The sequence below is a fragment of the Citrobacter sp. S39 genome, from assembly GCF_009495675.1.
GTDB classification, from domain to species: Bacteria; Pseudomonadota; Gammaproteobacteria; order Enterobacterales; family Enterobacteriaceae; genus Citrobacter; species Citrobacter freundii.
On the sequence record NZ_CP045555.1, the window covers coordinates 2,118,554 to 2,142,047 of the forward strand.

Consider the following 23,494-nt stretch of genomic DNA (forward strand, 5'->3'; position numbering starts at 1 on the left):
CGCAGAATCACATGCGCATCCCCACCGCCAGGCGGTTAAAGCAGTTCATCAGGCTAATGGCAAATGTCAGGTCGCTAATCTCTTTCGCGCTGAAATGGTCGAGCAGCGGCAGATAAACGTCATCTTCGGCGTGACTAGTGGCAATTTGAGTGACCGATTCGGCCCACGCCAGCGCCGCACGTTCCTGCTCGCTGAAGTGGTGACTCACCCGCCAGCCTGCCAGCGCATCCAGTTTGGCCTGCGCAACTCCGGATTTGCGCAGTGCTTTACTGTGCATTTCCAGACAAAAGGCGCAGCCGTTGATTTGCGAGACCCGCAGGTAAATCAGTTCCGTCAGCGTAGGTTCCAGCGCGCAATTCTCCAGCGCTTTGCTTGCCTGAACCAGAGCGTTATAGATTTCAGGGCTGAGTTCATAATAGGGCTGGCGTAACATGGTCATGGTATTTCTCCTCGTTTGGATGACCCGCAATGTAGCACTATAATGGACTGCTACAGAGAGCCATATTGTTGCCAAAAAAGCAGACCATAAATGCCACGCTATCAGCAAATCGCCCGTCAGTTAAAAAACGCAATTGAGAAAGGTGAACTCAAGCCCGGTACCAGATTGCCCTCCAGTCGGACCTGGGCCCAGGAGCTGGGAGTATCACGCTCGACGGTGGAAAATGCCTATGCAGAGCTGGTGGCGCAGGGCTGGCTCGCGCGGCGTGGACAGGCAGGAACGTTTGTCAGTGAGCAACTGCGACCAGAAAGGGCACCTGCTTCTCCTGCCATTTTTGCCGGAGAAAATCCCAGACCGCAAACTTTTCAGATGGGATTACCCGCACTCGATCTTTTTCCGCGCGAAGTCTGGGCGCGGGTGATGGGACGGCGTTTACGCACCCAAACGCGTTTTGATCTGGCGGTGGGCGATGTGTGTGGCGAGCGGGCGTTACGTCAGGCGATTGTGGATTACCTGCGGGTCTCACGCAGCATTGAATGCCAGCCAGAGCAGATTTTTATCACTTCAGGCTATGCGGCATCAATGACGCTAATCCTGCGCGCTCTGGCGCATCCCGGAGAGGGAATGTGGGTCGAAGATCCCGGCTTTCCGCTGATTCGGCCTGTGGTGGCTCAAGAACGCATTGAGTTGAAGCCGGTAGCGGTGGATGCCGATGGTCTGGATGTCAGCGCCGGGATCCGCGACTACCCGCAGGCGCGTTTTGTACTGCTCACTCCCGCACATCAAAGCCCACTGGGGGTAGCACTGTCTTTAGACCGTCGCCACCAGTTGCTGGAGTGGGCGACTCGTGCGCAGGCGTGGGTAATCGAAGATGATTATGACAGTGAATTTCGTTACCACGGTAAGCCGTTGCCGCCGCTAAAAAGTCTGGATGCGCCCCAGCGGGTGATTTATGCCGGAACGTTCAGCAAATCGATGTTTCCGGCTTTGCGTACGGCATGGCTGGTGGTGCCCCTGACCCAGGTTGAACACTTTCGCCAACAAGCGGCGCTAACGGCCTGTAGCGTTCCGGTTCTATGGCAGCAAACGCTGGCGGATTTTATGCGAGACGGCCACTTCTGGCGACACTTAAAACGTATGCGACAACATTATGCCGAACGACGACAATGGATGGAAAACGCCCTGACCGAACAAGGATTTAGCGTCATTCCTCAGGAAGGTGGGATTCAACTGGTGATGAGTGTGGACGGAGATGATATTGCGCTGGTGCGCAAAGCGAATCAGGCCGGGTTAGCTGTTCAGGCGTTAAGCCGCTGGCGAATAACGTCAGAAGGAAAGGGGGGAATATTGCTGTCATTTACCAATATCAGCTCGGCGGAAATGGCGCAACAGGCGGCGTACCAACTGCGGATGGCGCTGACATAAATCTATACCCGTCATACTTCAAGTTGCATGTGCGTTGGCTGCGTTCGTTCACCCCAGTCACTTACTTTAGTAAGCTCCTGGGGATTCGCTCCCTTGCCGCCTTCCTGCAACTCGAATTATTTAGGGTATATAAGGTTCTTACGATATGCGTCCCACCATCGCCACCCGTTTATGGACTTTTCTGAAAGCGTTGCTAATGCTGAATCAGGTAAGGTAAGCCCGCAGTAAAAGATAACGAGGAAAATAATATGTATTTACGACCTGATGAGGTGGCGCGCGTACTTGAAAAAGTGGGCTTTACCGTTGATGTAGTGACGCAGAAAACGTACGGCTATCGTCGTGGCGAAAATTATGTGTACGTTAACCGTGAAGCACGCATGGGACGTACCGCATTAATTATCCATCCCACGCTAAAAGAGCGCAGCTCTTCGCTGGCAGAACCAGCGACGGATATTAAAACCTGCGATCATTATCAGCAATTCCCACTGTATTTAGCCGGTGAGACACACGAACATTATGGTATTCCGCACGGCTTTAGCTCGCGAATTGCGCTGGAGCGTTATCTGAGTGGGTTGTTTGGCGACGTTAATTCTAACTAATAACGCGACTGGCAGTGCCAGTCGCAAAGAAGCGTGTCAGGCTTTAGCCTGATGATAGCTGCTGACCTTAAACAAGCGGCGGCAATAATCAAGAAAGTAGCCATAGACAGCGCCCATCAGCATTGACACCACGATGTTCGAACTTACTGCAGCCGTAATCTGGTGCCAGTCCGCGCCAACCGTCAGCAGAATAATCACATACACCGGCGACTGGAAGGTGACATAAGCCAGCACATCCGCCAGATTTTTTGCCCATCCTGCCTGCGTGGCTTTACGCGCCGCGCGCATGAACAAATCACGGTACATGCCGTATGGCCACGCGATCAGTATGTTGACAGGGATAGCGACTAATCTGGAATACAGCGACTGTTCGAAGCTCATTCCAGAAAGGAATATTTCGATCAACATGTTCACGACAGAACAATAAACAACCATCGCGAACGTGTCTGCTACTGCATGACGCAAGCGTGACTGCGGAGAGAACATGTTAATGCTCCTTGTAAAAAGGGGGAAAAAGGTTTTGAATACCTTAACTGCTAGTGATTTGTCTTGCTGCTTTCGTGTTTTAATAGGATATCTGCCTGGATAATAACTAGCAACTAGCTTAAAATTTTTATTTATTGCCTTTTTGTCGATAAAATGCTCTGCAATGGTTTGTTTTTTGTTCGTTTTGGTGTTTTCGTTGCTGTGTTAATTAAAATTCTTTTAGATCAAAGAGTTATTTTTGCTTGTTTTTCTGAATTTTTTGCGCTCCTTTTCTGAATGTTGACTGATGTGCAATATGTATACTCGTTGGTTCCACGCGATGCTGTGGCCTGTTTCTTAAGTGACGCGCTGAGATACCTTGCAGGTATATTCAAAGCTGAAATCAGGGTAATAGAATATATTGTCTGAGCGATAGCAGAATGGATGCTATAAATATCAGAGTTGGCTATTTGTTTAATGACCTGTGAATAAATTAGACTGGAAATATAATAATCAGTTGCATACAATATTTAGCGTAATACCGTTTTTATGTTTTACGTTAAAGAGGTTTTGTTAATATGAGTTCAATGTTAAAAAACTTAAATAATATCCGCTCGCTGCGTGCAATGGCTCGTGAATTTTCCGTTGATGTACTGGAAGATATGCTTGAAAAATTCAGGGTAGTGACCAAAGAACGGCGCGATGAAGAAGAACAGCTACAGCGCCAACGCGCAGAACAGCAGGCAAAAATTAATGCCTTGCTGGCGCAGATGCAGGCAGACGGGATTAGCCCGGAGGAGCTGCTGAGCATAACACCGGCTACGACACGTTCAGTTAAAAAACGCCAACCGCGCCCGGCGAAATATCGTTTTATCGATCTCAATGGTGAAACGAAAACATGGACTGGGCAAGGTCGCACACCGAAGCCAATTGCCCAGGCGCTGGCTGCCGGTAAATCTCTTGATGACTTTTTGATCTAATTACGAAGGCGGTGAGGAGATCCTCACCGCTTATTTTCAGCAAACGCCGAAATCACCCTCTTCGGTATATCGCGTGACATCAGCTGCTTTCAGCGTGAATTTATCACCGTTTTCATTACTGGCTTGTACCGCCACAATTTGATCGTCATTGACTTCAACAACCTTCAGTTTTGGACCGCCCATACGCGGTTGAACCAGATCGCCAGGTTTAAACATATTGTTGCGCTCCTTTATTTATCATTTATCGCAGAACTCACCATAGATCACGTCAACCGGCGGGTACAGTGTTGTTTCAATGATTACCGCTTAATGAGTACGTCGGTTCCAGGGCATTTTGTCCAGCAGACGCGCCATGCCGCAAAAGCCGGTCACGCCAGCGAGAATCAGCCCGGCCCCGACAAAACCGCTCAGCAGGAAGAAAGCACTGCTGACGGCGTAACCCAGAATAACACCGAGTAAGGCAAGGCTACCCGCGGCTATCTGCACCTGACGCATCAGCGGTAACGGTTGTGAACTGTCTTTCGTCACCGGCAACCCTGCGGCTTTCCAGCCGTCAATTCCACCTTCCAGCAGCCAGACCTGCGCGGGCGCAGCAATGGCGCTCAGTTTTGTTGCCGCATTTTGTGTACGTTTGCCTGACTGGCAGTGAAAAATCACCTGCTCGGCGCGTAAATTCGCAGGCAGCGATCCCTGTTCAAGCGCGGACAACGGCGCCAGATGAGCCTCAGGAATATGCTCGTGCAGATACTCGTCAGCGTCGCGGATATCAATCAGTTTTGCACCTTGCGCGACCAGTGTCTGCGCCTCGCGCGGGGAAATCGTCCCAATAGTCATGATGGCTCCTTATGGGCAATACAGTGTTTTTAATGTGGCGATCAGCGAATTCACGGCCGCATTTTTAATGGAGTAGAGGATGCGCTGGGCATCGCGCTGGCTTTCTATCAGACCTTCTTCACGCATACGCGCCAGATGCTGGGAAGTGGCGGAAGGGCTAAGGCCGGTAACACGGGCTAACTCGCCTGCGCTGGTACCGGGTGAACCGCAGAGCATGCACAAAATCAGCAACCGTTTCGGGTTACTCATCGCTTTTAGCAGGGCGGCAGCTTGTTCTGCGCTGGCCTGGAGTTGTTCAAGTTCAGTCATATGTATTTAAGCACAATCTAAATTAAGCATATTCTAAAATAAACAACCAACGTACGCCAGCGTAAAGAGCGTAAAGGAGGGTAAAACAGCCGCGGAATGCTGGCAGAGTTGGGTAGAATGGCTACTCTTAGAGATAAAATCTCTTTTTAAACAATGATTAATTTTTTGCTTGTAGGGAGTGTGTATGGGTTTCTGGAGAATCGTTTTTACTATTATTCTGCCCCCGCTTGGCGTGCTGCTGGGGAAGGGGTTCGGCTGGGCATTTATCCTCAATATCGTTCTGACGCTGCTGGGCTACATCCCTGGTTTGATCCATGCCTTCTGGATACAGACGCGTAATTAATTCCTTTCAATTACGGCGCTTTGGCGCCGTTTTCTTTGGCCCCCTTTCTCCTCTGCTACACTTTTGGGTGTTAATTGTTAATTACCGAGGTGGATATGGGACTCTTCAATTTTGTAAAAGATGCGGGTGAAAAACTGTGGGATGCGGTCACTGGAAACCATGACACAGCCGATCTGGCAAAAAAAGTGCAGGAACACCTGAACAAAACTGGCATCCCTGATGCGGATAAAGTGGACGTGCAAATTAACGAAGGCAAAGCCACTGTTTCTGGTGATGGATTAAGTCAGGAGGCGAAAGAAAAAATTCTGATCGCGATTGGTAATATCTCCGGTATTGCCAGCGTAGATGATCAGGTTAAAACCTCTGCGCCCGCGAGCGAAAGCCAGTTTTATACCGTGAAATCAGGGGATACCCTGAGCGCTATTGCTAAACAGGTTTACGGTAATGCCAACCTGTATAACCAGATATTTGAAGCGAATAAACCAATGCTGAAAAGTCCGGATAAAATCTATCCTGGGCAGGTGTTACGTATTCCGGAGCAGTAATATTATTCAGGCTTATTCCGTCAGCAATTTACCGGACATCGCCTGTTGAATAATCGGAATCGGCGTCAGCAGGTGCTGGCGCATTAATTCGCTGGCGCGCGCGGCATCGCGTGCCAGAATTGCTTCGGTTAACGTTTGGTGCTGATCGTGTTTGTCTTCCAGCATCTCCACCGACAGCACCGTTTTTCGCAGCCAGATAAACCGGTAGCGCGCCGCCAAATCGAACAGTCGTTCGCGCATTTGCAGCAGATATTGTGAACCACAGCCAGCGACAATCGCCGAGTGAAACGCCTGATGGCGCTGATCCCACTCGTCGAGCATCTGTTCGCTGGCATCAATGGCTTCAAGCTTACTAAGCATATGCGCGCGCGCCAGAATTTCAGCTTCCCAGGCGTCGTCGCCGCGTTCAATGGCCAGCGCGACCAGCATGGCTTCCATATTGGCGCGGGCATCGAAAATATCGAGCAACTCCTGCTCTGACATCGGGGCAACACGATACCCTTTCTGATTTACTACCGTCACTAACCGCTCGGCAACTAACTGCGAAAGCGCTTCGCGTAGCGGTCCCACGCCAAGCTCATAGCGTGAGGTCAGCAGGCTCATACGCAGTTTTTCATCAGGCTGATACACACCGCGGATGATGTCGTTCTTCAGCCAGCGGTATCCATCAATGGCCGTCGGTTGGGGAATGGCGGTCATGGTCATACTCCTGAAAGGATTTCCCGGCCTGCGCCGGGAACAGGTTTAATGCGTATTTTGCAATGGTGCTTTTTGCCACGATAGCAGTTTTTTCCAGCGTGACATAATGGGCACGGTGCAAATAATTCCTATGGCTAACAACCCGGTAGAGATAACTTCCAGCTGTTGTGCCGGGCGAAACAGCATGACCACCAGCACAAAGATAATAAACGCGATGACCAGCCAGGTAAGCCACGGATAGAGCCACATTTTCAGTTTAATTTCACCGCCTCGCGCCAGCAGGATTTTGCGCATCCGCAGTTGAGAAACGGCAATGACCAGATAGACCAGCAGTGCGATGGCACCGGAACTGTCGATCAGGAATTTAAACACCTTGGCCGGGGCGTAATAGTTGACGATGACGGTGAGGAATGCGGCACCGGTAGACAGCAACACCGCCACATAAGGCGTTTTACTGCGGTTCGTTTTACCCATAAAGGCGGGGGCATCGCCACGGCGGCTCAGGGAGTAGAGCATACGCGAGGACGTATACAGCGCGGAGTTGAGACAGCTAGTCACCGACAGCAAAATGACGCAATCCATGATCAATTTCGCGTGCGGGATATGCAGTAGCTCCAGTACCGAGCGGTAAGAACCGACTTCTTTCAGTCCCGGCATGTTCCACGGGATCAGCGCCACCACCACAAAAATAGAGCACAGATAGAAGATGGAGATACGCCAGATAACCGAGTTGGTGGCGCGAACGATATGTTCATCCGGGGTATCGGATTCGGCGGCGGCGATGGTAACTATCTCTGCGCCCATAAAGGAGAACATGGTGATTAACATTGCGCTGATCACGGCGCCAAAACCGTTGGGCATAAAGCCGCCCTGATCCCACAGGCGCGAAACCCCGCTGACATCGGCATAAGGATAGAAACCGCTAATCGCCGCTGCGCCGAGGGTTATAAACGCCAGAATGGCAATCACTTTGCACAGCGCCAGCCAGAACTCGAACTCACCGTAATTTTTGACGCTCAGTAAATTACTGCCGGTTAATGCCAGCGTGATAACCAGAGAAAACAGCCAGATAGGAATGCCAGGCACCCAGGAGTGAAGAATGATGGCGGCGATATTCGCCTCCAGTGGGATAACCAACACCCAGAACCACCAGTACAACCAGCCGATAGTGTAGCCCGCCCAAGGGCCGATGGCCTTATCGGCGTATGTGGAAAAAGAACCGGTATCCGGTGTGGCGACGGCCATTTCGGCCAACATGCGCATAATCATCACCACCAGCAATCCGGCGAACAGATAGGCTAATAATACTGCGGGACCGGCTTCTGCAATCGCCACGCTTGAACCGACAAACAGACTTGCGCCGATTACCCCGGCAATAGACAGCATGGTGACGTGGCGTGATTTCAGCCCGCCCCCTAAATCATGTGATTGTGACAGTTGCCCCATCTTCTTACCCCGTTATTGTTTTTGGCCTGTTTGCCGGATGGCGCTTCGCTTATCCGGCCTACAGGTGGTACTTTTTGTAGGCCGGATAAGACGCTTTTGCGTCGCCATCCGGCACGGGTGCCTGTGTCTTAACCTTGCTTAGCTTCATCAAAGCATTGAGCGATAATGTTCAGCCCTTGACTGATCTGCGCATCTTCAATAGTCAGCGGGACAAGAATGCGCAGCACGTTGTAGTAAGGTCCGCAGGAGAGCAGGATCAGTCCTTTCTCACGTGCACGCGCCACCACTTCCGCAGTCAGTTTGGCGTCTGGTTTCGTGTGGTCGCCGTTTTCGAACAGTTCGATAGCAATCATCGCGCCCAGCCCGCGTACGTCGCCAATCTCGCGGTGGGTTTCCGCGATAGCCAACAGGCCTTCACGCAGGGTTTGCCCCAGCTCGTTGGCTTTTTGCAGCAGATTTTCCTGCTCGAAAATGTTTAGTACCGCCAGCGCAGCGGCACAGGCAATTGGGTTACCGGCATAGGTACCGCCCAGACCGCCCGGTGGAATAGCGTCCATGACGTCGGCGCGTCCGGTCACGCCTGCCAGCGGGAAGCCTCCGGCGATGGATTTGGCGAAGGTGGTGAGATCGGGCGCAACGCCCATCTGCTCCATGGCAAACAGCGTACCGGTGCGGCCCGCACCGCTCTGTACTTCATCAGCAATCAGCATGATCCCGTGTTCGTCACAAATAGCGCGCAGACGTTGCATAAAAGCAGGAGAAGCGGCGTAAAAACCACCTTCGCCCTGGACGGGTTCAATTACGATGGCGGCGACGTCTTCTGGCGCGGCATCGTTTTTGAAAATGCGGTGAATGCTGGCGATAGCATCGTCGTCACTGATGCCGTGCAGCGGGCAAGGATAAAGTGCGCGATACACGTGGCCCGGCATCAGCCCCATTCCGGCAGAGTATGGGTTCACTTTCCCGGTCAGTGACAAGGTGTAGTGGGTACGGCCGTGGTAAGCACCGCTGAAGGCGATTGTGCCGGTGCGTTTGGTGGCGGCGCGGGCGATTTTCACCGCATTTTCTACCGCTTCAGAACCGGTGGTCACCAGCAGGGTTTTCTTGGCGAAATCACCCGGCACTTTCTTATTCATGATTTCGCACAGCTCCAGGTATGGCTCATAGGCCAGTACCTGGAAACAGGTATGGGACAGCTTTTTCAACTGCGCTTCTACCGCAGAGACGATCTGCGGGTGCAGGTGACCGGTGTTCAACACTGCAATACCGCCAGCAAAGTCAAGGAATTCACGGCCTTCAACGTCCCAGACCCGACAGTTTTCTGCACGCTCGGCAAAAATAGGGTGGATCTGGCCTACGCCACGGGGAACGGCGTTGCTGCGACGTTGCATAAGTTCGTTGTTGGTGCTCATCAGGTGTTCTCCAGTATTTATTTTATTAAAGGCCGATGCACATATATTTGATTTCTAAGTAGTCTTCGATGCCGTATTTTGATCCTTCACGGCCAAGACCGGAGGCTTTGATTCCCCCAAACGGGGCGACTTCGTTGGAGATAATGCCGGTGTTAATCCCGACGATGCCGTACTCCAGCGCTTCGCCAACGCGGAAGACGCGGCTTAAATCACGGGCGTAGAAATAGGCGGCCAGACCAAACTCGGTGTCGTTGGCCTGAGCGATGACGTCGGCTTCGTCTTTAAAACGAAACAGCGGAGCCAGCGGTCCGAACGTCTCTTCTTTGGCGACCTTCGCGTTGTCAGGCACATCCACCAGAATGGTGGGCTGGAAGAAGTTACCGCCGAGCGCATGAGGTTTACCGCCCGCGATAATGCGCGCGCCTTTATCCAGAGCATCGGCGATGTGTTCCTGCACTTTGGCAACCGCTTTATCGTCGATCAGCGGTCCGGTGGTGACCTCTGGTTGCAGACCATCGCCGAGATGCAGTTTGCTCACTGCATGCTGGAGTTTTTCGGCAAAACGCTCATACACACCGTCCTGTACGTACAGGCGGTTGGCGCAGACGCAGGTTTGCCCGGCGTTACGAAACTTCGAGGCCAGCGCACCTTCCACGGCTTTATCAAGATCGGCATCGTCAAAGACGATAAACGGCGCATTGCCGCCCAGTTCCAGCGATACCTTTTTGATGTCTTTGGCGCACTGCTGCATTAACTGACGGCCAATTTCGGTTGAGCCGGTAAATGACAGTTTGCGCACCAGCGGGTTGCCGGTCAGCTCGTTACCGACCGCGCTCGCAGAACCGGTCACCACGCTGAAAACGCCAGCCGGGATCCCGGCGCGATTAGCCAGTTCTGCCAGCGCCAGAGCGGAGTAGGGGGTCTGGCTGGCGGGTTTAAGCACCATCGTACAGCCTGCTGCCAGCGCCGGACCGGCTTTACGGGTGATCATCGCTGAGGGAAAGTTCCACGGCGTAATCGCGGCGGTAACGCCGATCGGCTGCTTGATGACGATCAGACGCTTATCGGCCTGATGGCCAGGGATCGTATCGCCATAGATGCGTTTACCCTCTTCGGCAAACCACTCAATAAATGAGGCGGCATAGGTGATTTCGCCTTTGGCCTCCGCCAGCGGTTTACCCTGTTCCAGGGTCATCAAGCGGGCGAGATCGTCCTGATGCTCAATCATCAGGTTGAACCAGCGGCGCAGGATATTGGCTCGCTCTTTGGCAGTCAGCGCACGCCAGGCCGGCAGAGCGCGGTTTGCGGCGTTAATCGCTTCGCGGGTTTCATCTGCCCCCATTTTAGGTACGCTACCCAATTGCTGACCGTTGGCGGGATTGGTCACCGCGATGGTCTCGCCGCTGTTAGCGTCACGCCAGTTGCCGTCGATCAGTGCCTGCTGGCGAAATAAGGTTGGATCGTTAAGTTGCATGATTGCTTCCTGTCTTAATCGGTTTAACGGGTAAATGCGGCGTGTAATGTCTCCACGCTACGTGCCGCACGCAGCGTGCGTCCGGGATTACTCTGGTTCTCCAGCAGCGCATGAACTTTGCTGACAATATGTGCACCGATAGGGATTGCCGATGTTGCCGCCGGAGAAGGCGCGTTACAGGTGTGAATTGAGCGTGGCGTGGTGACAAACAGAAAATCGTCGATAAGCTTGCCATCAGGTGATACCGTCTGTGCCCGCACGCCCGCAGGCCACGGTTGCAGATCCTTAAGCATCAGGCTCGGACAGTACTTTTGTACCAGCCGCAGATAACCGCTTTTGCACAGCGAATTCTTCATTTCGCCAAGCCCTGAGCGCAGGTTGTTTTGCAGCACGCGGCGAATACCAGAAGAGCCGAGGATCTCCAGCGTATCGCTGAGCGAGAAGTCACGCTTACGGTAGCCTTCACGTTTAAATGCCAGCACCGCGTTGGGGCCGACCGTGACGCTGCCGTCAATCATCCGGGTCAGATGAACACCGAGAAACGGCATTGCCGGGTCGGGGATGGGGTAGATCAGATGGTTAACTATCTGATTATGTTCTGGTGCCAGGCGGAAATATTCGCCACGGAACGGACAGATGATAAAGCCAGGTTCAACGCCGAGCATTTTCACCAGTCGGTCCGCCATCAGGCCAGAACAACTAATCAGCGTCGCGCCTTCATATTCCTGACCCTGACGGGTATGGACAATCACGCCCGTAGCGTGCTCTTTCAGCGCGCTGACCTCGGCGTTGTAAATAATCTCACCGCCTTTGGTCTGGAAAATATTCGCCATCGCGGCGGTGACTTCACGGTAGCTGACGATCCCGCTCGACGGAACAAAAATGCCGCCCAGACCGGTGATATTCGGTTCACGCTCGCGAAGCTCCTGCGCATTCAGCCATTCGCGCTCCAAACCGTTAGCGGCGGTGCGATCCCATAGCGCGCGCATGCGCTCCATTTCCAGAGGGGAGGTGGCAACCAGCATTTTTCCGCAGACGTCGTAGCGGATGCCGTTTTGGTCGCAAAAGGCTTTTGTGGCGCGATTTCCGGCCAGGCAAAACTGCGCCTTCAGGCTGCCGGGAGTGTAATAGACCCCGGCATGAATGACGCCGCTGTTGTGGCCCGTCTGGTGACAGGCCGGGCCGGACTCTTTTTCCAACAGCGCGATTCTGGCGTCCGGATAGACATCAATCAGCTGCATGGCGGTCGACATGCCGATAATGCCGCCGCCAATAATCACAAAATCATACATCCGCTTTTTTCCTTCGCGCTTACTGATGAGTCTGGTAGTGGTTTGTCGCGTAAGCGAAATAACCACGTTGGCGCATCAGTTCGCGGCGTAGGTCAGGATGCGAGGTGAAACGATCGCGACCGTGCAGCCAGAACAGGTTGTTGATCAGCAGGAATTTACCCACTGAAACCGGTACGGAAATAATACTTTTGCTGGTTTCCAGCGCGTCGGACAGGTCACTCAGCCAGACGCCTTCTTCATAGTCTTTTGGCTGGACGAACTGGTCGATGTAGCGCATCACCGGACGACCCTGCTGATCAACGTCAAATACCGGATGGAACACTTCCTGGCTCACGTTTTTGCTTGGCGGCGCGGCAAAGCGCATAGCGCGACGCGCCAGTGGATGGGTAAAGTACTGATCCAGATGTTCCCAGTCGTCGAGGTGCAGCAGCAGCGAGTTACCGCCGGTCATGTTCTGCTCGTCAATCTTCATCATCAGCACGTAATCGGTGATTTCTTCGAGATAGGTTCCGTCGTTGTGCAATTCCATCACTCGGTGAGGCTGGCGCAGATAGCTGTCTGAGTTATCGACGTTTTTCACCACAAAACGTGCGTAATATTGACCGCTCATCGCATCAAAATTCGAGCGTCCGATTAGATGTGCTACCGCCGTCGCCAGCTTGACCATCTCTTCTGCCTGCGCCACATCATCCACGCCAACGGCATTGATCAGCAGTGCGCCTTCGGCACGATCGAGCAACGTTTTCAGCAGCAGAGGCTGCAACTGATTGCCGCACAGGTCGTCGAGGATCTTGCCCACTTTGAAGCGCAAGAAGGATTTGTATTCCAGCGCCTGCACCGGCCACTGCGCGACGGCCTGCAGAAATTGCTCAGTGGTCTCAGCAGAAAAAGTCAGCTCCAGCAGGCGTGGGGACTGGGCTGATGGTTTCAGCGTGAAACCGCTGTAGTGCTGGGCTGGATCTTCAGCGTTCGGTTTTACGGCAGTCAGTGCGTTCATCAAATCGTTCCTCTCAGTAGATTGTCAGGGAGATATGGCGCAGCTCGTTTCGTAGCCATAAATTAAAAATATCTACATTTTTGAAAAACGCGCACATAATGAGCTTGTTTGTTTATTATTTGTGATCAAGAGCAACAAATATTTAACATTGCAAACAATAGGGATTTAAAGCGAAGGCAGGGATAGAGCGGTTATATCAGGTGGTAACCACCTGATTTTAAAGAGGGAAATAAAGCATCTTAATGTTCAAGAGCAATAGCGCAGACGTGTTCAACATGAGTGAGATCGTGGTACAAGTCAGGCAAGGTCATCTTCTTACGAATTACGATTTTGAGATTAACCTCGATTTTACCCTTCTTAATATCCCTGATCGTGATGTTTTCAATAATGTTTTTCTGTTGATGGATGCGGGTTATCAGATTTTCGAGCGCATCGCGTTCATCAAGAATAACCCTGACTTTTACTTTTCCGGGGAACTGGTTTTTAGTCTGTAAGAAAATAATGAACGGGCTTAATTTAATTGCCAATAAAAATAAAGCCGTGGCAAAAAAAGCATGAAAATAAAAACCGGCCCCACAGGTGATTCCCACCCCAGCAGATGCCCAGACAATTGCCGCAGTAGTGAGACCAGAAATAGCATCGTCGTGTCGGTGCAGAATGACTCCCGCACCGAGAAAACCAACGCCACTAATAATCTGAGCCGCCAGACGCATAGGATCGCTACGGATGTTCATCGAAATTTCAGCATAGTATTCTGCAGATTGTATTGATACGACAGTTAACACACAGCTGGCTACGGATAAAATAACGCAAGTTTTGAAGCCAACCGGTTTCCCTTTCGATTCTCTTTCCAGGCCTATAATGCCACCCAGAATAAATGCAATGCTGATTTTGATGATCGTAGTTAAAGGCAACAATCCTTGCTCATTGATGATGGCGGCCAGATTATTCATGCAATTACCTTAATGAAAGAGTCTTTAACGATCAGGAGTTTGCTTTTTTCAATGGGAGGTCTGCTTTGCGTTTTGAAATATCGTCCCGGAAGAATATCAGGAAGAATACGCTGACCACTGCGGCAACGCCTGCGGAAACTAGCCAGAATGTTTCCCATTGCGGTAACGCCTGTGGGCCTTGTTCCGTCACGGTGCTGTTGAAGATTTGACCGCATACGGTAGAGGCAAACAGCAAACCGACGCCGTTGGAGACGATAAATCGCAAGCTTTGGGCTTGTGCTTTGATCTCTGGCGCGGCTTTACGGTCAACATAAATGTCGCCCACGGTAAAGAAAAAGTCCCAGCAGAATCCCTGCAACATCAGGCCGATCAGCACAAACATCATGTTGGCATCCAGTGATGCATGAGCAAACAACAGTGTGCGGATGATCCAGCAAACGGCGCCCAACATGAGAGTAATTTTGAAGCCGGCTTTCAGTAAGAAAAACGAGAGCAGGAACATAAAAATGACTTCACAGGCGATGCCGACCTGCATCATTGACGCGGCGTTATCGAATCCAAGCGCTTTTAAAAAGACCGGGATATAGGCGGAATAAGCTGTTTTGGGGATCATCAGGACAAAAATACTGAGCATCAAAACCGAGAAACTGCGGTCCTTGAAGAGTGCCAGAGCGTCCAGACATAACAGATCGCGGAGTGTAAATACGCTTCCTTTTGCTTTCGGTGGGGTGTTTGGCAACGTAAAGCAGTAAAGGCCGAGCACGACACCGGAGGCTGACGCAATATACCAGGTGATGGTATTTCCAGAATAGCCCATTTCACCAATAATAAAACCGATGACCATAAAGCCAAATGTGCCGAACACACGAATAAAGGGGAAGTATTTCACCCCGTTAATGTGGCTGAAACTGATGCTGTTAGCCAGCGCAGTTGTTGGATAAAACAGCAGACCGACCAGGAAGATCATGGTCAACGTCATTCCCGTGTTTTGTGCCTCAATAAATTGTGGAACAAACAACAGTACGCCAGCATTAATTAAATGCAGGATCGCCATGACTTTTTGTGACGAAAAGAAACGGTCGGCTACCATGCCAATAAAGAGTGGCGAAAGAATGGTCGCCAGACCAAGCAAAGCATAAGATGAGCCAATAATGGTCGCCATACCATAGGTACTTAATACCAGTCCCATGGTCATATTCCAGGCGCCCTGCATGAAATATTGTATGAACATCATAACCAGCAGGCGTGGTGTTTTATTAAGGTCCATATTGCATATCCTTATTGGTTGATGCTCAGGTTAAGCCCATCCCAGGCGACAAGAATGTTCTCTTTGTCGCACGCCGCCACGAGATCGTCGTGCAGTAGACCGCCGCTGTGTGAGACATGCGAGACGATGAGTTGGCTATTTTTCTCAAGGCAGCCCAGTTCTGCAAGCCTGTCTCTGGCGGCGAAAACGGTTTCCAGACTCATGTGGTTATTTGTACGGTTATCACCATTAAAACCGTAGGTACATTCCAGCACCGTTAAATCGATTTTTTTCCCTTTCAACCATTGCCAGGTGAGTTCAGGGAACCAGCCCGAATCATGTCCATAGAAAATTGACTGACCATCTTTTTCGATAAACCAGGTATAACAAAGCTCCCATTTGGCATGGTTCGCCAGCAGTGGAGTGATTCGGTATCCGCGGGTTTCAACGGTTACGAAGGGAACCAGGCAATGAAAAGCAAATCTTTCTGCGCTGTAGCCTGGTAACACTTGTGCCGCGCCGTTAATCGCACGGTCATTACCAAAAATGTGCAACGGATGAGTAATCTCAAATCCGTACCCTTCCATTCGGCTAAAAAGATCGCCGACGTTGAAATGATCGGGATGTGTATGCGTGAACAGCAGCGATTTGATCTCTGTTGCGTCCAGGCCATCTCGCAGCAGTTGCTGGCTGAATTCAGGCGCGACATCAATCAACAGTTCATCGTCGATGATCGCCGAGGAGTGCGTGCGTATGTCTTTGCCTTTACGAATACGGGCTTGCTGACAGTGCTCACAACGGCAAAAAGGATTGGGTATCCCTTCGGATGCTGCGGTTCCCAGAAAATGAATATTCATGTTTCCCTCTTGATCAAAACAGAGTGTTGTTTTTTGAACGAAAATGTAATGAAACGTAATTGGAACGTGTCAATTATTATCCTGCAGCTTCAAGGCAACAACGATCTTTTGTTGCATAAGTGATCCTCTTCAAGAATTTAATAATTTATTTTTATATTTCATAGCGTTGAAATTTTTAGTTCATTTCTTCGTGCTATGTGGGGTTGAGAGGTAGTTACATGAGTGTGTTGATAAAATGCACTTTTTAATATTGTAACGTTCAAATTATCTTGCTGGAGATAGTTTCCTGATGAGCGCCGTGCTAGCATCAAAACATCAGGGGAAGGATGTAAAAATGCCAACTATCAAAGACATAGCAAGAATTGCCGGTGTGTCGCATGGGACTGTCTCGAATGTGCTCAATGGCAGAGGAAATGTAAGCGTTGAGAAGATTGAAGCGGTTCAACGTGCGGCCCGAGAAGTTGGCTATCAGTTGAATGCGCAGGCGCAATCATTGAGAGCCAGCAAAAGTCAGGGAGTGGCCTTGATTCTGCCGGACATCAATGCAGAACGTTACTATCAACTTTATCGGGGATTACACCAGGCCTGGCAACCTTCACTCAGCGAACCGGTTGATCTTTACCTGACTAATGATTTGCCCAATCTGGAACTGGATATTTTGCAAACACTGGCGGCAAAGTCTTACCAGGCTGTTGTCACCGTGAGTTGCCTGGACAACAGCCAGCCCTATTACGATATGCTCAGGCTCTCCCCGGAGAATGTGCTTTTTGCGTATCGCCAGCCAGCCGGTGCAGTTTGTTATTTTAGCCTTGACTATGTGACCGCAGGGGAAGAAACCACAAGAAGGGCACTGGCGCAGCAGCCGGGTCATATTGGTGTTTTCTGCGAACCGCTTGAATTTGCCCACAGCGCACGCTTTACTCAAGCGATACAGAAGGTATGCCGGGAGTTATGTCCGCACACAAAGATTACGGTTATACCTGCGCATGCCAGTGAAGTTAACACCGTCGCGTTTGACTTTTTCCGGGGGGCGATACCCGATCTGTTTATTGTTCAGGACAGTGAGAAGACGCGTGCGTTGACGCAAGCGTCCTGGTTTGGGAGTTCTCAGTCCTGCCCGCCGATAGTACAACTGAGTGATAATCTTCCTGCATCTTTTGATGGAATCACCAGCTATCAGATGGATTATGCCCGCCTGGGGACAACTATTGCTTCATGTATTCGCCAACCCAAAAGTAAAGAGAAGCACCGTATTCTGACGAATTGCGGTTTTTCCTGGAATGGGCAATACGCTCCGCCTCATGAGACGGAGGCGACGCTGAATATGTTAATTTTGCCCAGCCCTTCGACCGATGCGCTGAAGAAACTGTTACCTCACTTTTATCGCCAGACCGGTATTAAGGTTAATCTTGCGGTTTATCCGTATGATGAGGTTTTTGAAATTCTCTCTCATCTTCACCTGCACCCTTATTACGATTTACTGCGAATCGATATGGCATGTTTTCCCTGGTTTGCAGAAAAAGCATTATTGCCGCTGGAGTCGGTCTCCCCCGAACTCCCGTTATTGCTGGATAACTTCTCTGAGCAAATTCAGCAGCACTTCAGCCAGGTGAATGGGACTGCATGGGCAATTCCCTTTGATGCCAGTATGCAGCTTCTGTTTTATCGACGAGATCTGTTTGAAGATGCGACGATTAAACGGATGTTTTATGAATCAACAGGCAAAGAGTTAACGCTACCAGAGAATTTCGCACAATTTGATGAGATTGCCGCTTTCTTTAGTCAATTGCATCAGCCAGAAAACAGACAGCGCCCAATGGGAACGGCGGTGACGTTGGGCAGCTCAGGACTTATCGCCACTGAGTACTTGCTACGTTACTACGCGTTAGGTGGACGATTGGTGCGTGAGGGCGAGCCGGTACAACTTGATGCTTCGCTTGCTGCCGCTGCACTCGAAGAATATCTGCACCAGCTTTCTATCGCCGTGAATCTCCCTGGTGAGTGGTGGAGTGATGCGGTTAAACAGTTTGAGCGTGGAAATCTCGCCATGCTGATTATGTATCTCAATTTGTTTAACGATGTTGCGCATACGACCATCGCCCCCACGATCGGCTATGCTCCCGTTCCGGGGCAGCTTCCACAATTGGGCGGTGGCTCTATTGGAATGTCTCGCTACAGTAAGAAGAAAAAACAGGTTGAGCAGTTTTTTCATTGGCTTTATTCCGATGAAATTTCGCGCCATCTGGTTCTATTGGGGGGCAACAGCGCCTGGTCTGGAATATGTCACGATCAAAATGTTCTCAATCTCTACCCGTGGTTTAATTTACTGAATGAAAAAGGCATGACGGGAATACGGGAGTCTCAGGGAAGTAAAGGTGAGCCTTTTAACCTGCGACAGGCAGAGATTATTATCGGGCAAGGCGTGACGAATGCGATTAACGGCATTATGGACATCACGCAGGCCGTGGAATACATCAATGCGCGGATCAGAAACGAAACGGGTGCCTGAAATATGCGACTCCTCGCCTCTTACTGATGACGTAAGAGACGAGAAAAAGCGGTTAACAGTAACCCACTTTATAAATGCGCCCGCTCTGGATGCCTTCGACGCTGCGGCGATAGGCGTTGGCGACCGTGACGGCGGGGACGCTTTCAAAGCCGGGGAAGAACCCGTCAAAGGCTTCGGCGGATTCACTCAGTACGGTCGGACTTATCAGGTTAATACGCTGACCACGCTCTAGCTCACAGGCAGCAGCGCGCACAAATCCTTCCAGACCGGCATTGATCGTTGCCGCATTTGCGCCTTGTGCGATGGGCTCGTGGGCGATAATGCCGCTAATTAACGTTATCGAACCGCCATCATTGAGGAAATGCTGCCCGGTTAAGGCCAGACGTATCTGGCCTAACAGTTTATCCTGAAGCCCCTGATTAAAGTCCTGGTCGGTCATTGTCGACAGCGGTCCAAAGAACAGATTGCCGGTGGCGGAAACGATCGCATCTACCCGACCGACTTTTTCGAACAATGCCTCGACACTCTCCTGCGAGGTGATATCGACCTGGTAATCCCCCTGCGTGCGACCTACGCGGATCACCTCATGTTTACGGCTTAACGTTTCTGTGACTGCGCGACCCACTGTACCACTGGCACCAATAATGACGATTTTCATAACCACCTCCGCAATAGTGTGAGCCGCTATTCTTTAATGAAAATGAAATCGGATAAACTGGCTAAAAGTTAGATGATTACTAACCAGAGGTTTGCAATATGGATAAGTTACGCGGCATGGAAACGTTTGTCGCCGTGGTGGAGAGCGGGAGCTTTACTTCTGCGGCGACGAGGCTCGAGATGTCTGCGGTGATGGTGGGAAAATATATCGCCCAACTGGAAGCGCAGCTCGGCACGCGTTTGCTGGAGCGCAATACGCGTCGCCAGAGTCTGACCGATGCCGGACGCGTCTATTTTGAAGAAGCTCGTCGCGTGCTGGAGCAGGTATCGATAGCTGAACGTTCGGTAGAGCGTCTGCGGCTGGCACCAGCAGGGACGCTGCGCATAAGCGCGCCCACGTCTTTTGGCGCTTGCGTGATCTCGCCACTGGCCGCTGCGTTTTTACAGACCTGGCCAGAGGTGCGCATTGAACTGGATCTAACCAACCGGATGGTTGATCTGGTTAATGAAGGTGTTGATCTGGCGATCCGCATTGGCGATATCCATCAGACTGACGTGGTGGCGAAATACCTGTGTCCCTACCGTATGGCAATTTGTGCTTCGCCAGAATATCTTGCCCGCCATGGCACCCCCCGGACGCCCGCGGATCTGGTGGATCATCTGTGTCTGTCCCATACCGTGTGGACGGCCCGCAACGAGTGGATACTGCCTGGCGTGACGGGGGAAGTCAGATGGAAACGCGATGCGATCCTGCGCTGTAACGATGGTCATGGACTGCGTATGGCGGCGGTAGCGGGGGCTGGGCTGTTATTGCAACCGGAGGTGCTGTTGGCAGAAGAGCTGGCTACTGGCAAGTTGGTTCGTATTCTGGAAGGATTTACGCCACAGCCGCGACCGATTCATTTGCTGTGGCGACAGGATTTGCGTCCGTTGCCCAAGCTGACACGGTTTGTTGAACACGTTCTTAGTGCAGTTCAGGAATTAAGATGAAAATGCCGGATGGCGCTGCGCTTATCCGGCCTACAGTGGCGATTAATCGTAGGCCGGACAAGGCGCGTTACTAAACGATATCCACCTGCGGTTTGCTGTTGCGTTTACGGATCATGCGCAGCACCGGCGGGACCACGATAACCAGTACCGCCATCACCAGCAGCACTTTCGCCACGCCGCTGGCCCACAGAATATCCATACTCCCGTTACTGATAGACAACGCCCGGCGCAGGTTCTGCTCCAGCATTTCCCCGAGAACGAAGCCCAGAATCAATGGCGACATTGGGAAGTGCATTTTACGCAAAATGTAGCCCAGCACGCCGAGGGCGACCATCAACACCAAATCGAAGGTAGTGCTGTGGACAGCGTACACACCTACCGCGGAGACTGCCGCAATAGCGGGTACCAAAAACCACAGCGGAATGGTCAGCATGCGGGTAAACAGACCGATCAGTGGAATGTTCATCACCAGCAGCATTACGTTAGCGATCAGCAGCGCCGCAATCAGCCCCCAGACGATATCCGGCTGTTCAGTGAACATCGCCGGCCCCGGGGTGATGTTGTACAGCGTCAGCGCGCCCATCATCACCGCCGTGGTACCGGAGCCCGGCACGCCGAGCGTCAGCATTGGGATGAAAGAGCCGCAGGCCGAGGCGTTGTTGGCGGCTTCTGGCGCCGCTACGCCACGAATATCCCCCTTGCCAAAGCTGTCGCTGTTGCCGCTGAGCTTTTTCTCGGTCATGTAGGTGATGGCACTGGCAATGGTGGCGCCAGCGCCAGGCAGAACGCCGACGAAAAAGCCAATTACTGATGAACGCAGGGTGGCCCCTACGCACTGTGCGCCTTCTTTGGCGTTGAACAACATGCGGCCCGTTTTACGCACCAGCGTCTGGCCACTGCTGGTATGTTCCAGCATTAACAGTATTTCAGAGACAGAGAACAGCCCAATCACCACTACGATAAACTGCACACCGTCGGAGAGATGGACACTGTCAAAAGTAAAGCGATAAACCCCGGTGTTGGCATCTACGCCGACGGTCGCAAGTCCGAGACCGATAAGCGCTGCCAGAAATGATTTCAGCGGATTTTGCGCCATCATGCTGCCGAGACAGGCAATGGCGAAAACCATTAAGGCAAAGTATTCTGCCGGACCGAAGGCCAGCGACCATTGGGCTAACGCCGGGGCAAACAGAATGATGCCGCCGATGGCGATAAGCGAACCAAAGAAAGAGCTGACCGCCGAGATAGAGAGCGCCACGCCGCCGCGTCCTTGCTGCGCCATCGGGTAACCATCCAGCGCGGTCATAATCGCCGCCGCATCGCCGGGAACATTCAGCAGGATGGAGGAGATGCGCCCGCCATATTCACAGCCAATGTAGACCGTAGCCAGCAGGATCAGCGCGGATTCTGCGGGCAGATGCAAAGCAAAGGCCAGCGGCAGCAGGATCGCCACGCCGTTGATTGGCCCAAGGCCAGGCAGCAAACCCACAATGGTGCCTACAAAACAGCCTATCAAGGCGATGACCAGGTTTTCCGGCGTCATTGCCACCGCGAAACCCTGAGAAAGATAAATCCAGGTATCCATCGTTTCTCCGTTAACCCAGCCAGGCGCCGAGTGGTAAGGTGACGTCAAGCAGTCGGTCAAAGGCATACCACAGCAGAATGCCGAGCACCGCGCCGGAAATACCCGCAGCCGGGATGGTTGCGCCGAACAGCATGCCAATCACCACGGTGAGAATGGCGGTAGCGATGGGAAAACCGAGCCACTCAAAACCCCAGGCGTACATCAACAGAACAATTACCATCGTCAGCAGCTTTTGCAGCACGTGGCGACGGGGCCAACTGATGGTGTCCGGATGGCGCAACAGCAGCGCCACGGCGCATACCAACATCAGACTGATAATGCCCAGCGGGAAGGGACGCGGCCCTACGGGTTCATAGCTGTATTCGCTGCTGATTTGCCAGGCCACGAACAGCCCGGCTATGCAGAGCAACAGCCAGATACCTGCAAAAATACGATCGCTCATCATCTTTGCCTCTGCGTTTACTTCGCCAGACCGAAGGCTTTCGCCTGCTCACGATAATCCGTAACCTGTTTTTTCACGTAGTCGTCGAGCTGTTTGCCGCTCATGTTGAACTCAAACAGACCGCGCAGATCGCGTTGTTTTTTAAACTCATCGGTCTGCTGGAGTTTGTTAAAGGCATCAACCCACCACTGATACTCAGCGTCGCTGACTTTTGGCCCAACGTAGAAGCCACGAATGATAGGCCACACGAGGTCATAACCCTGCTCTTTGGCGGTTGGCACGTTGGCTAACTGGCCCGGTAGGCGTTCATCAGAGAACACCGCGAGCACGCGGATTTTGTCGCCGCTGAGGTAGGGCACCATCTCACTGAGATCGCCGGAAACCACCTGTACGTGATTTCCCATCAATGCGGTAACCGGTTCGCCACCGCCTTCAAAAGCCACATAGCGCATCTTATGCGGATCGACATTGGCTTTTTGCGCCAGCAGCGCCGACTTCATCCAGTCCTGGCTACCGATAGAAGCACCTGCGCCAATGACCACGCTGTTAGGGTCTTTCTCCATTGCCGTAAGCAGATCTTTCAGCGTCTTCCATGGCGCATCCTGACGTACGGCAATCATGCCGTAGTCGGTGCCGACACTTGCCAGCCAGCGGACATCATCCACACCGTAGCGACCAAACTTGCCCTGAGACAGGTTCAGCAGGGAGCCGCCGGAGAAGGCCACCACGGTTCCCGCTTCAGCCGGGCGTTGAGCGACGATAGCGTTATAGGCCACGGCACCAACGCCGCCGGGCATGTAGGTTACGCGCATCGGTTTTTCGATAGCGCCGGTTTCCATCATGCTCACCTGAATCAACTTACAGGTGAGATCGAAACCACCGCCGGGTTTAGCAGGGGCGATACATTCAGTGCGCGATGGCGCTTGTTCGGCCAGTAAAGAGGTACTCATCAGTAAAATGCTTGCAGTAAGGGTACGAAGTAACTGTTTTTTCATT

At 51.9% G+C, this 23,494-nt stretch carries 25 protein-coding genes; 7 read left to right on the top strand and 18 right to left on the bottom strand.

Going from position 1 to position 23,494, the window contains the following annotated elements; all coding sequences use genetic code 11:
* Positions 1-7 precede the first annotated feature (7 nt).
* Positions 8-439, bottom strand: a complete 432-nt coding sequence (locus GFB57_RS10075; protein WP_003037267.1) for a carboxymuconolactone decarboxylase family protein — start codon at positions 437-439, stop codon at positions 8-10.
* Positions 440-529: 90 nt separating this feature from the next.
* Here GFB57_RS10075 and GFB57_RS10080 point away from each other — a divergent pair, with 90 nt between their 5' ends.
* Positions 530-1,864 (top strand): PLP-dependent aminotransferase family protein, encoded by a 1,335-nt coding sequence (locus tag GFB57_RS10080; RefSeq protein ID WP_003037264.1) that lies wholly within the window; start codon positions 530-532, stop codon positions 1,862-1,864.
* A 248-nt stretch (positions 1,865-2,112) separates the two neighbouring features.
* Positions 2,113-2,463: a DUF2002 family protein gene (locus GFB57_RS10085; protein WP_003037262.1), complete on the top strand. Its 351-nt coding sequence runs from the start codon at positions 2,113-2,115 to the stop codon at positions 2,461-2,463.
* 36 nt (positions 2,464-2,499) lie between these two features.
* Here GFB57_RS10085 and alaE read toward each other — a convergent pair whose 3' ends face one another.
* The gene (gene alaE / locus GFB57_RS10090) at positions 2,500-2,949 is read right to left on the bottom strand and encodes an L-alanine exporter AlaE (RefSeq protein ID WP_003037259.1); all 450 of its coding nucleotides are present in this window, start codon (positions 2,947-2,949) and stop codon (positions 2,500-2,502) included.
* A gap of 557 nt (positions 2,950-3,506) precedes the next feature.
* On the opposite strand from alaE, the gene stpA reads away from it, so the two are divergent.
* A complete protein-coding gene (stpA, locus tag GFB57_RS10095; protein WP_003037256.1) occupies positions 3,507-3,908 on the top strand; it encodes a DNA-binding protein StpA in 402 nt (133 codons plus the stop codon).
* Between the two features lie 36 nt (positions 3,909-3,944).
* Here the strand turns inward: stpA and GFB57_RS10100 are convergent, their stop codons facing one another.
* The 3 genes from GFB57_RS10100 to GFB57_RS10110 all read right to left on the bottom strand — a co-directional run bounded on the left by GFB57_RS10100 (position 3,945) and on the right by GFB57_RS10110 (position 5,051).
* On the bottom strand, positions 3,945-4,124 hold the full coding sequence (locus tag GFB57_RS10100; RefSeq protein WP_003037253.1) for a hypothetical protein: 180 nt from the start codon (positions 4,122-4,124) through the stop codon (positions 3,945-3,947).
* A gap of 90 nt (positions 4,125-4,214) precedes the next feature.
* Entirely contained in the window at positions 4,215-4,742 is a 528-nt protein-coding gene (locus GFB57_RS10105) for a rhodanese family protein (RefSeq protein WP_003037250.1), read from the bottom strand.
* Positions 4,743-4,751: 9 nt separating this feature from the next.
* The gene (locus tag GFB57_RS10110; protein WP_003037247.1) at positions 4,752-5,051 is read right to left on the bottom strand and encodes a metalloregulator ArsR/SmtB family transcription factor; all 300 of its coding nucleotides are present in this window, start codon (positions 5,049-5,051) and stop codon (positions 4,752-4,754) included.
* 184 nt (positions 5,052-5,235) lie between these two features.
* On the opposite strand from GFB57_RS10110, the gene GFB57_RS10115 reads away from it, so the two are divergent.
* Positions 5,236-5,394: a YqaE/Pmp3 family membrane protein gene (locus GFB57_RS10115; protein WP_003037242.1), complete on the top strand. Its 159-nt coding sequence runs from the start codon at positions 5,236-5,238 to the stop codon at positions 5,392-5,394.
* A 95-nt stretch (positions 5,395-5,489) separates the two neighbouring features.
* The gene (lysM, locus tag GFB57_RS10120) at positions 5,490-5,939 is read left to right on the top strand and encodes a peptidoglycan-binding protein LysM (protein ID WP_003037241.1); all 450 of its coding nucleotides are present in this window, start codon (positions 5,490-5,492) and stop codon (positions 5,937-5,939) included.
* 12 nt (positions 5,940-5,951) lie between these two features.
* On the opposite strand, the gene csiR is transcribed toward lysM, so the two are convergent.
* The 9 genes from csiR to GFB57_RS10165 form a co-directional block, all read right to left on the bottom strand.
* Positions 5,952-6,638 carry a DNA-binding transcriptional regulator CsiR gene (gene csiR / locus GFB57_RS10125; protein WP_003037236.1) on the bottom strand — a complete coding sequence of 229 codons (687 nt, stop codon included), beginning with the start codon at positions 6,636-6,638 and terminating at the stop codon, positions 5,952-5,954.
* Between the two features lie 45 nt (positions 6,639-6,683).
* Entirely contained in the window at positions 6,684-8,084 is a 1,401-nt protein-coding gene (gabP, locus tag GFB57_RS10130; protein ID WP_290366968.1) for a GABA permease, read from the bottom strand.
* Between the two features lie 128 nt (positions 8,085-8,212).
* A complete protein-coding gene (gene gabT / locus GFB57_RS10135; protein WP_003037230.1) occupies positions 8,213-9,496 on the bottom strand; it encodes a 4-aminobutyrate--2-oxoglutarate transaminase in 1,284 nt (427 codons plus the stop codon).
* Between the two features lie 25 nt (positions 9,497-9,521).
* On the bottom strand, positions 9,522-10,970 hold the full coding sequence (gene gabD / locus GFB57_RS10140; RefSeq protein WP_003037227.1) for an NADP-dependent succinate-semialdehyde dehydrogenase: 1,449 nt from the start codon (positions 10,968-10,970) through the stop codon (positions 9,522-9,524).
* Positions 10,971-10,993: 23 nt separating this feature from the next.
* On the bottom strand, positions 10,994-12,262 hold the full coding sequence (lhgO, locus tag GFB57_RS10145; RefSeq protein WP_003037224.1) for an L-2-hydroxyglutarate oxidase: 1,269 nt from the start codon (positions 12,260-12,262) through the stop codon (positions 10,994-10,996).
* 19 nt (positions 12,263-12,281) lie between these two features.
* A complete protein-coding gene (gene glaH / locus GFB57_RS10150) occupies positions 12,282-13,259 on the bottom strand; it encodes a glutarate dioxygenase GlaH (protein ID WP_003037221.1) in 978 nt (325 codons plus the stop codon).
* Positions 13,260-13,498: 239 nt separating this feature from the next.
* Positions 13,499-14,212, bottom strand: coding sequence for an MgtC/SapB family protein (locus GFB57_RS10155; RefSeq protein WP_003037218.1), 714 nt, complete (start codon positions 14,210-14,212; stop codon positions 13,499-13,501).
* 31 nt (positions 14,213-14,243) lie between these two features.
* Positions 14,244-15,479 (bottom strand): MFS transporter, encoded by a 1,236-nt coding sequence (locus tag GFB57_RS10160; protein ID WP_003037215.1) that lies wholly within the window; start codon positions 15,477-15,479, stop codon positions 14,244-14,246.
* An 11-nt stretch (positions 15,480-15,490) separates the two neighbouring features.
* Positions 15,491-16,315 (bottom strand): MBL fold metallo-hydrolase, encoded by an 825-nt coding sequence (locus GFB57_RS10165; RefSeq protein ID WP_003037212.1) that lies wholly within the window; start codon positions 16,313-16,315, stop codon positions 15,491-15,493.
* A gap of 334 nt (positions 16,316-16,649) precedes the next feature.
* Between GFB57_RS10165 and GFB57_RS10170 the strand changes: the two genes are divergently transcribed.
* Positions 16,650-18,824, top strand: coding sequence for an extracellular solute-binding protein (locus tag GFB57_RS10170; protein WP_003037210.1), 2,175 nt, complete (start codon positions 16,650-16,652; stop codon positions 18,822-18,824).
* 52 nt (positions 18,825-18,876) lie between these two features.
* Here the strand turns inward: GFB57_RS10170 and GFB57_RS10175 are convergent, their stop codons facing one another.
* Positions 18,877-19,482 (bottom strand): short chain dehydrogenase, encoded by a 606-nt coding sequence (locus GFB57_RS10175; protein WP_003037207.1) that lies wholly within the window; start codon positions 19,480-19,482, stop codon positions 18,877-18,879.
* Positions 19,483-19,580: 98 nt separating this feature from the next.
* Here GFB57_RS10175 and GFB57_RS10180 point away from each other — a divergent pair, with 98 nt between their 5' ends.
* A complete protein-coding gene (locus GFB57_RS10180) occupies positions 19,581-20,471 on the top strand; it encodes a LysR family transcriptional regulator (protein WP_003037204.1) in 891 nt (296 codons plus the stop codon).
* 70 nt (positions 20,472-20,541) lie between these two features.
* Here the strand turns inward: GFB57_RS10180 and GFB57_RS10185 are convergent, their stop codons facing one another.
* Genes GFB57_RS10185 through GFB57_RS10195 form a run of 3 tightly spaced genes read right to left on the bottom strand, consistent with a single transcriptional unit; the run spans position 20,542 to position 23,493 of the window.
* Entirely contained in the window at positions 20,542-22,056 is a 1,515-nt protein-coding gene (locus tag GFB57_RS10185) for a tripartite tricarboxylate transporter permease (RefSeq protein WP_003037202.1), read from the bottom strand.
* 10 nt (positions 22,057-22,066) lie between these two features.
* On the bottom strand, positions 22,067-22,501 hold the full coding sequence (locus GFB57_RS10190) for a tripartite tricarboxylate transporter TctB family protein (protein ID WP_008321484.1): 435 nt from the start codon (positions 22,499-22,501) through the stop codon (positions 22,067-22,069).
* A 14-nt stretch (positions 22,502-22,515) separates the two neighbouring features.
* On the bottom strand, positions 22,516-23,493 hold the full coding sequence (locus GFB57_RS10195; RefSeq protein WP_003037198.1) for a tripartite tricarboxylate transporter substrate binding protein: 978 nt from the start codon (positions 23,491-23,493) through the stop codon (positions 22,516-22,518).
* Between the last annotated feature and the right edge of the window lies 1 nt (position 23,494).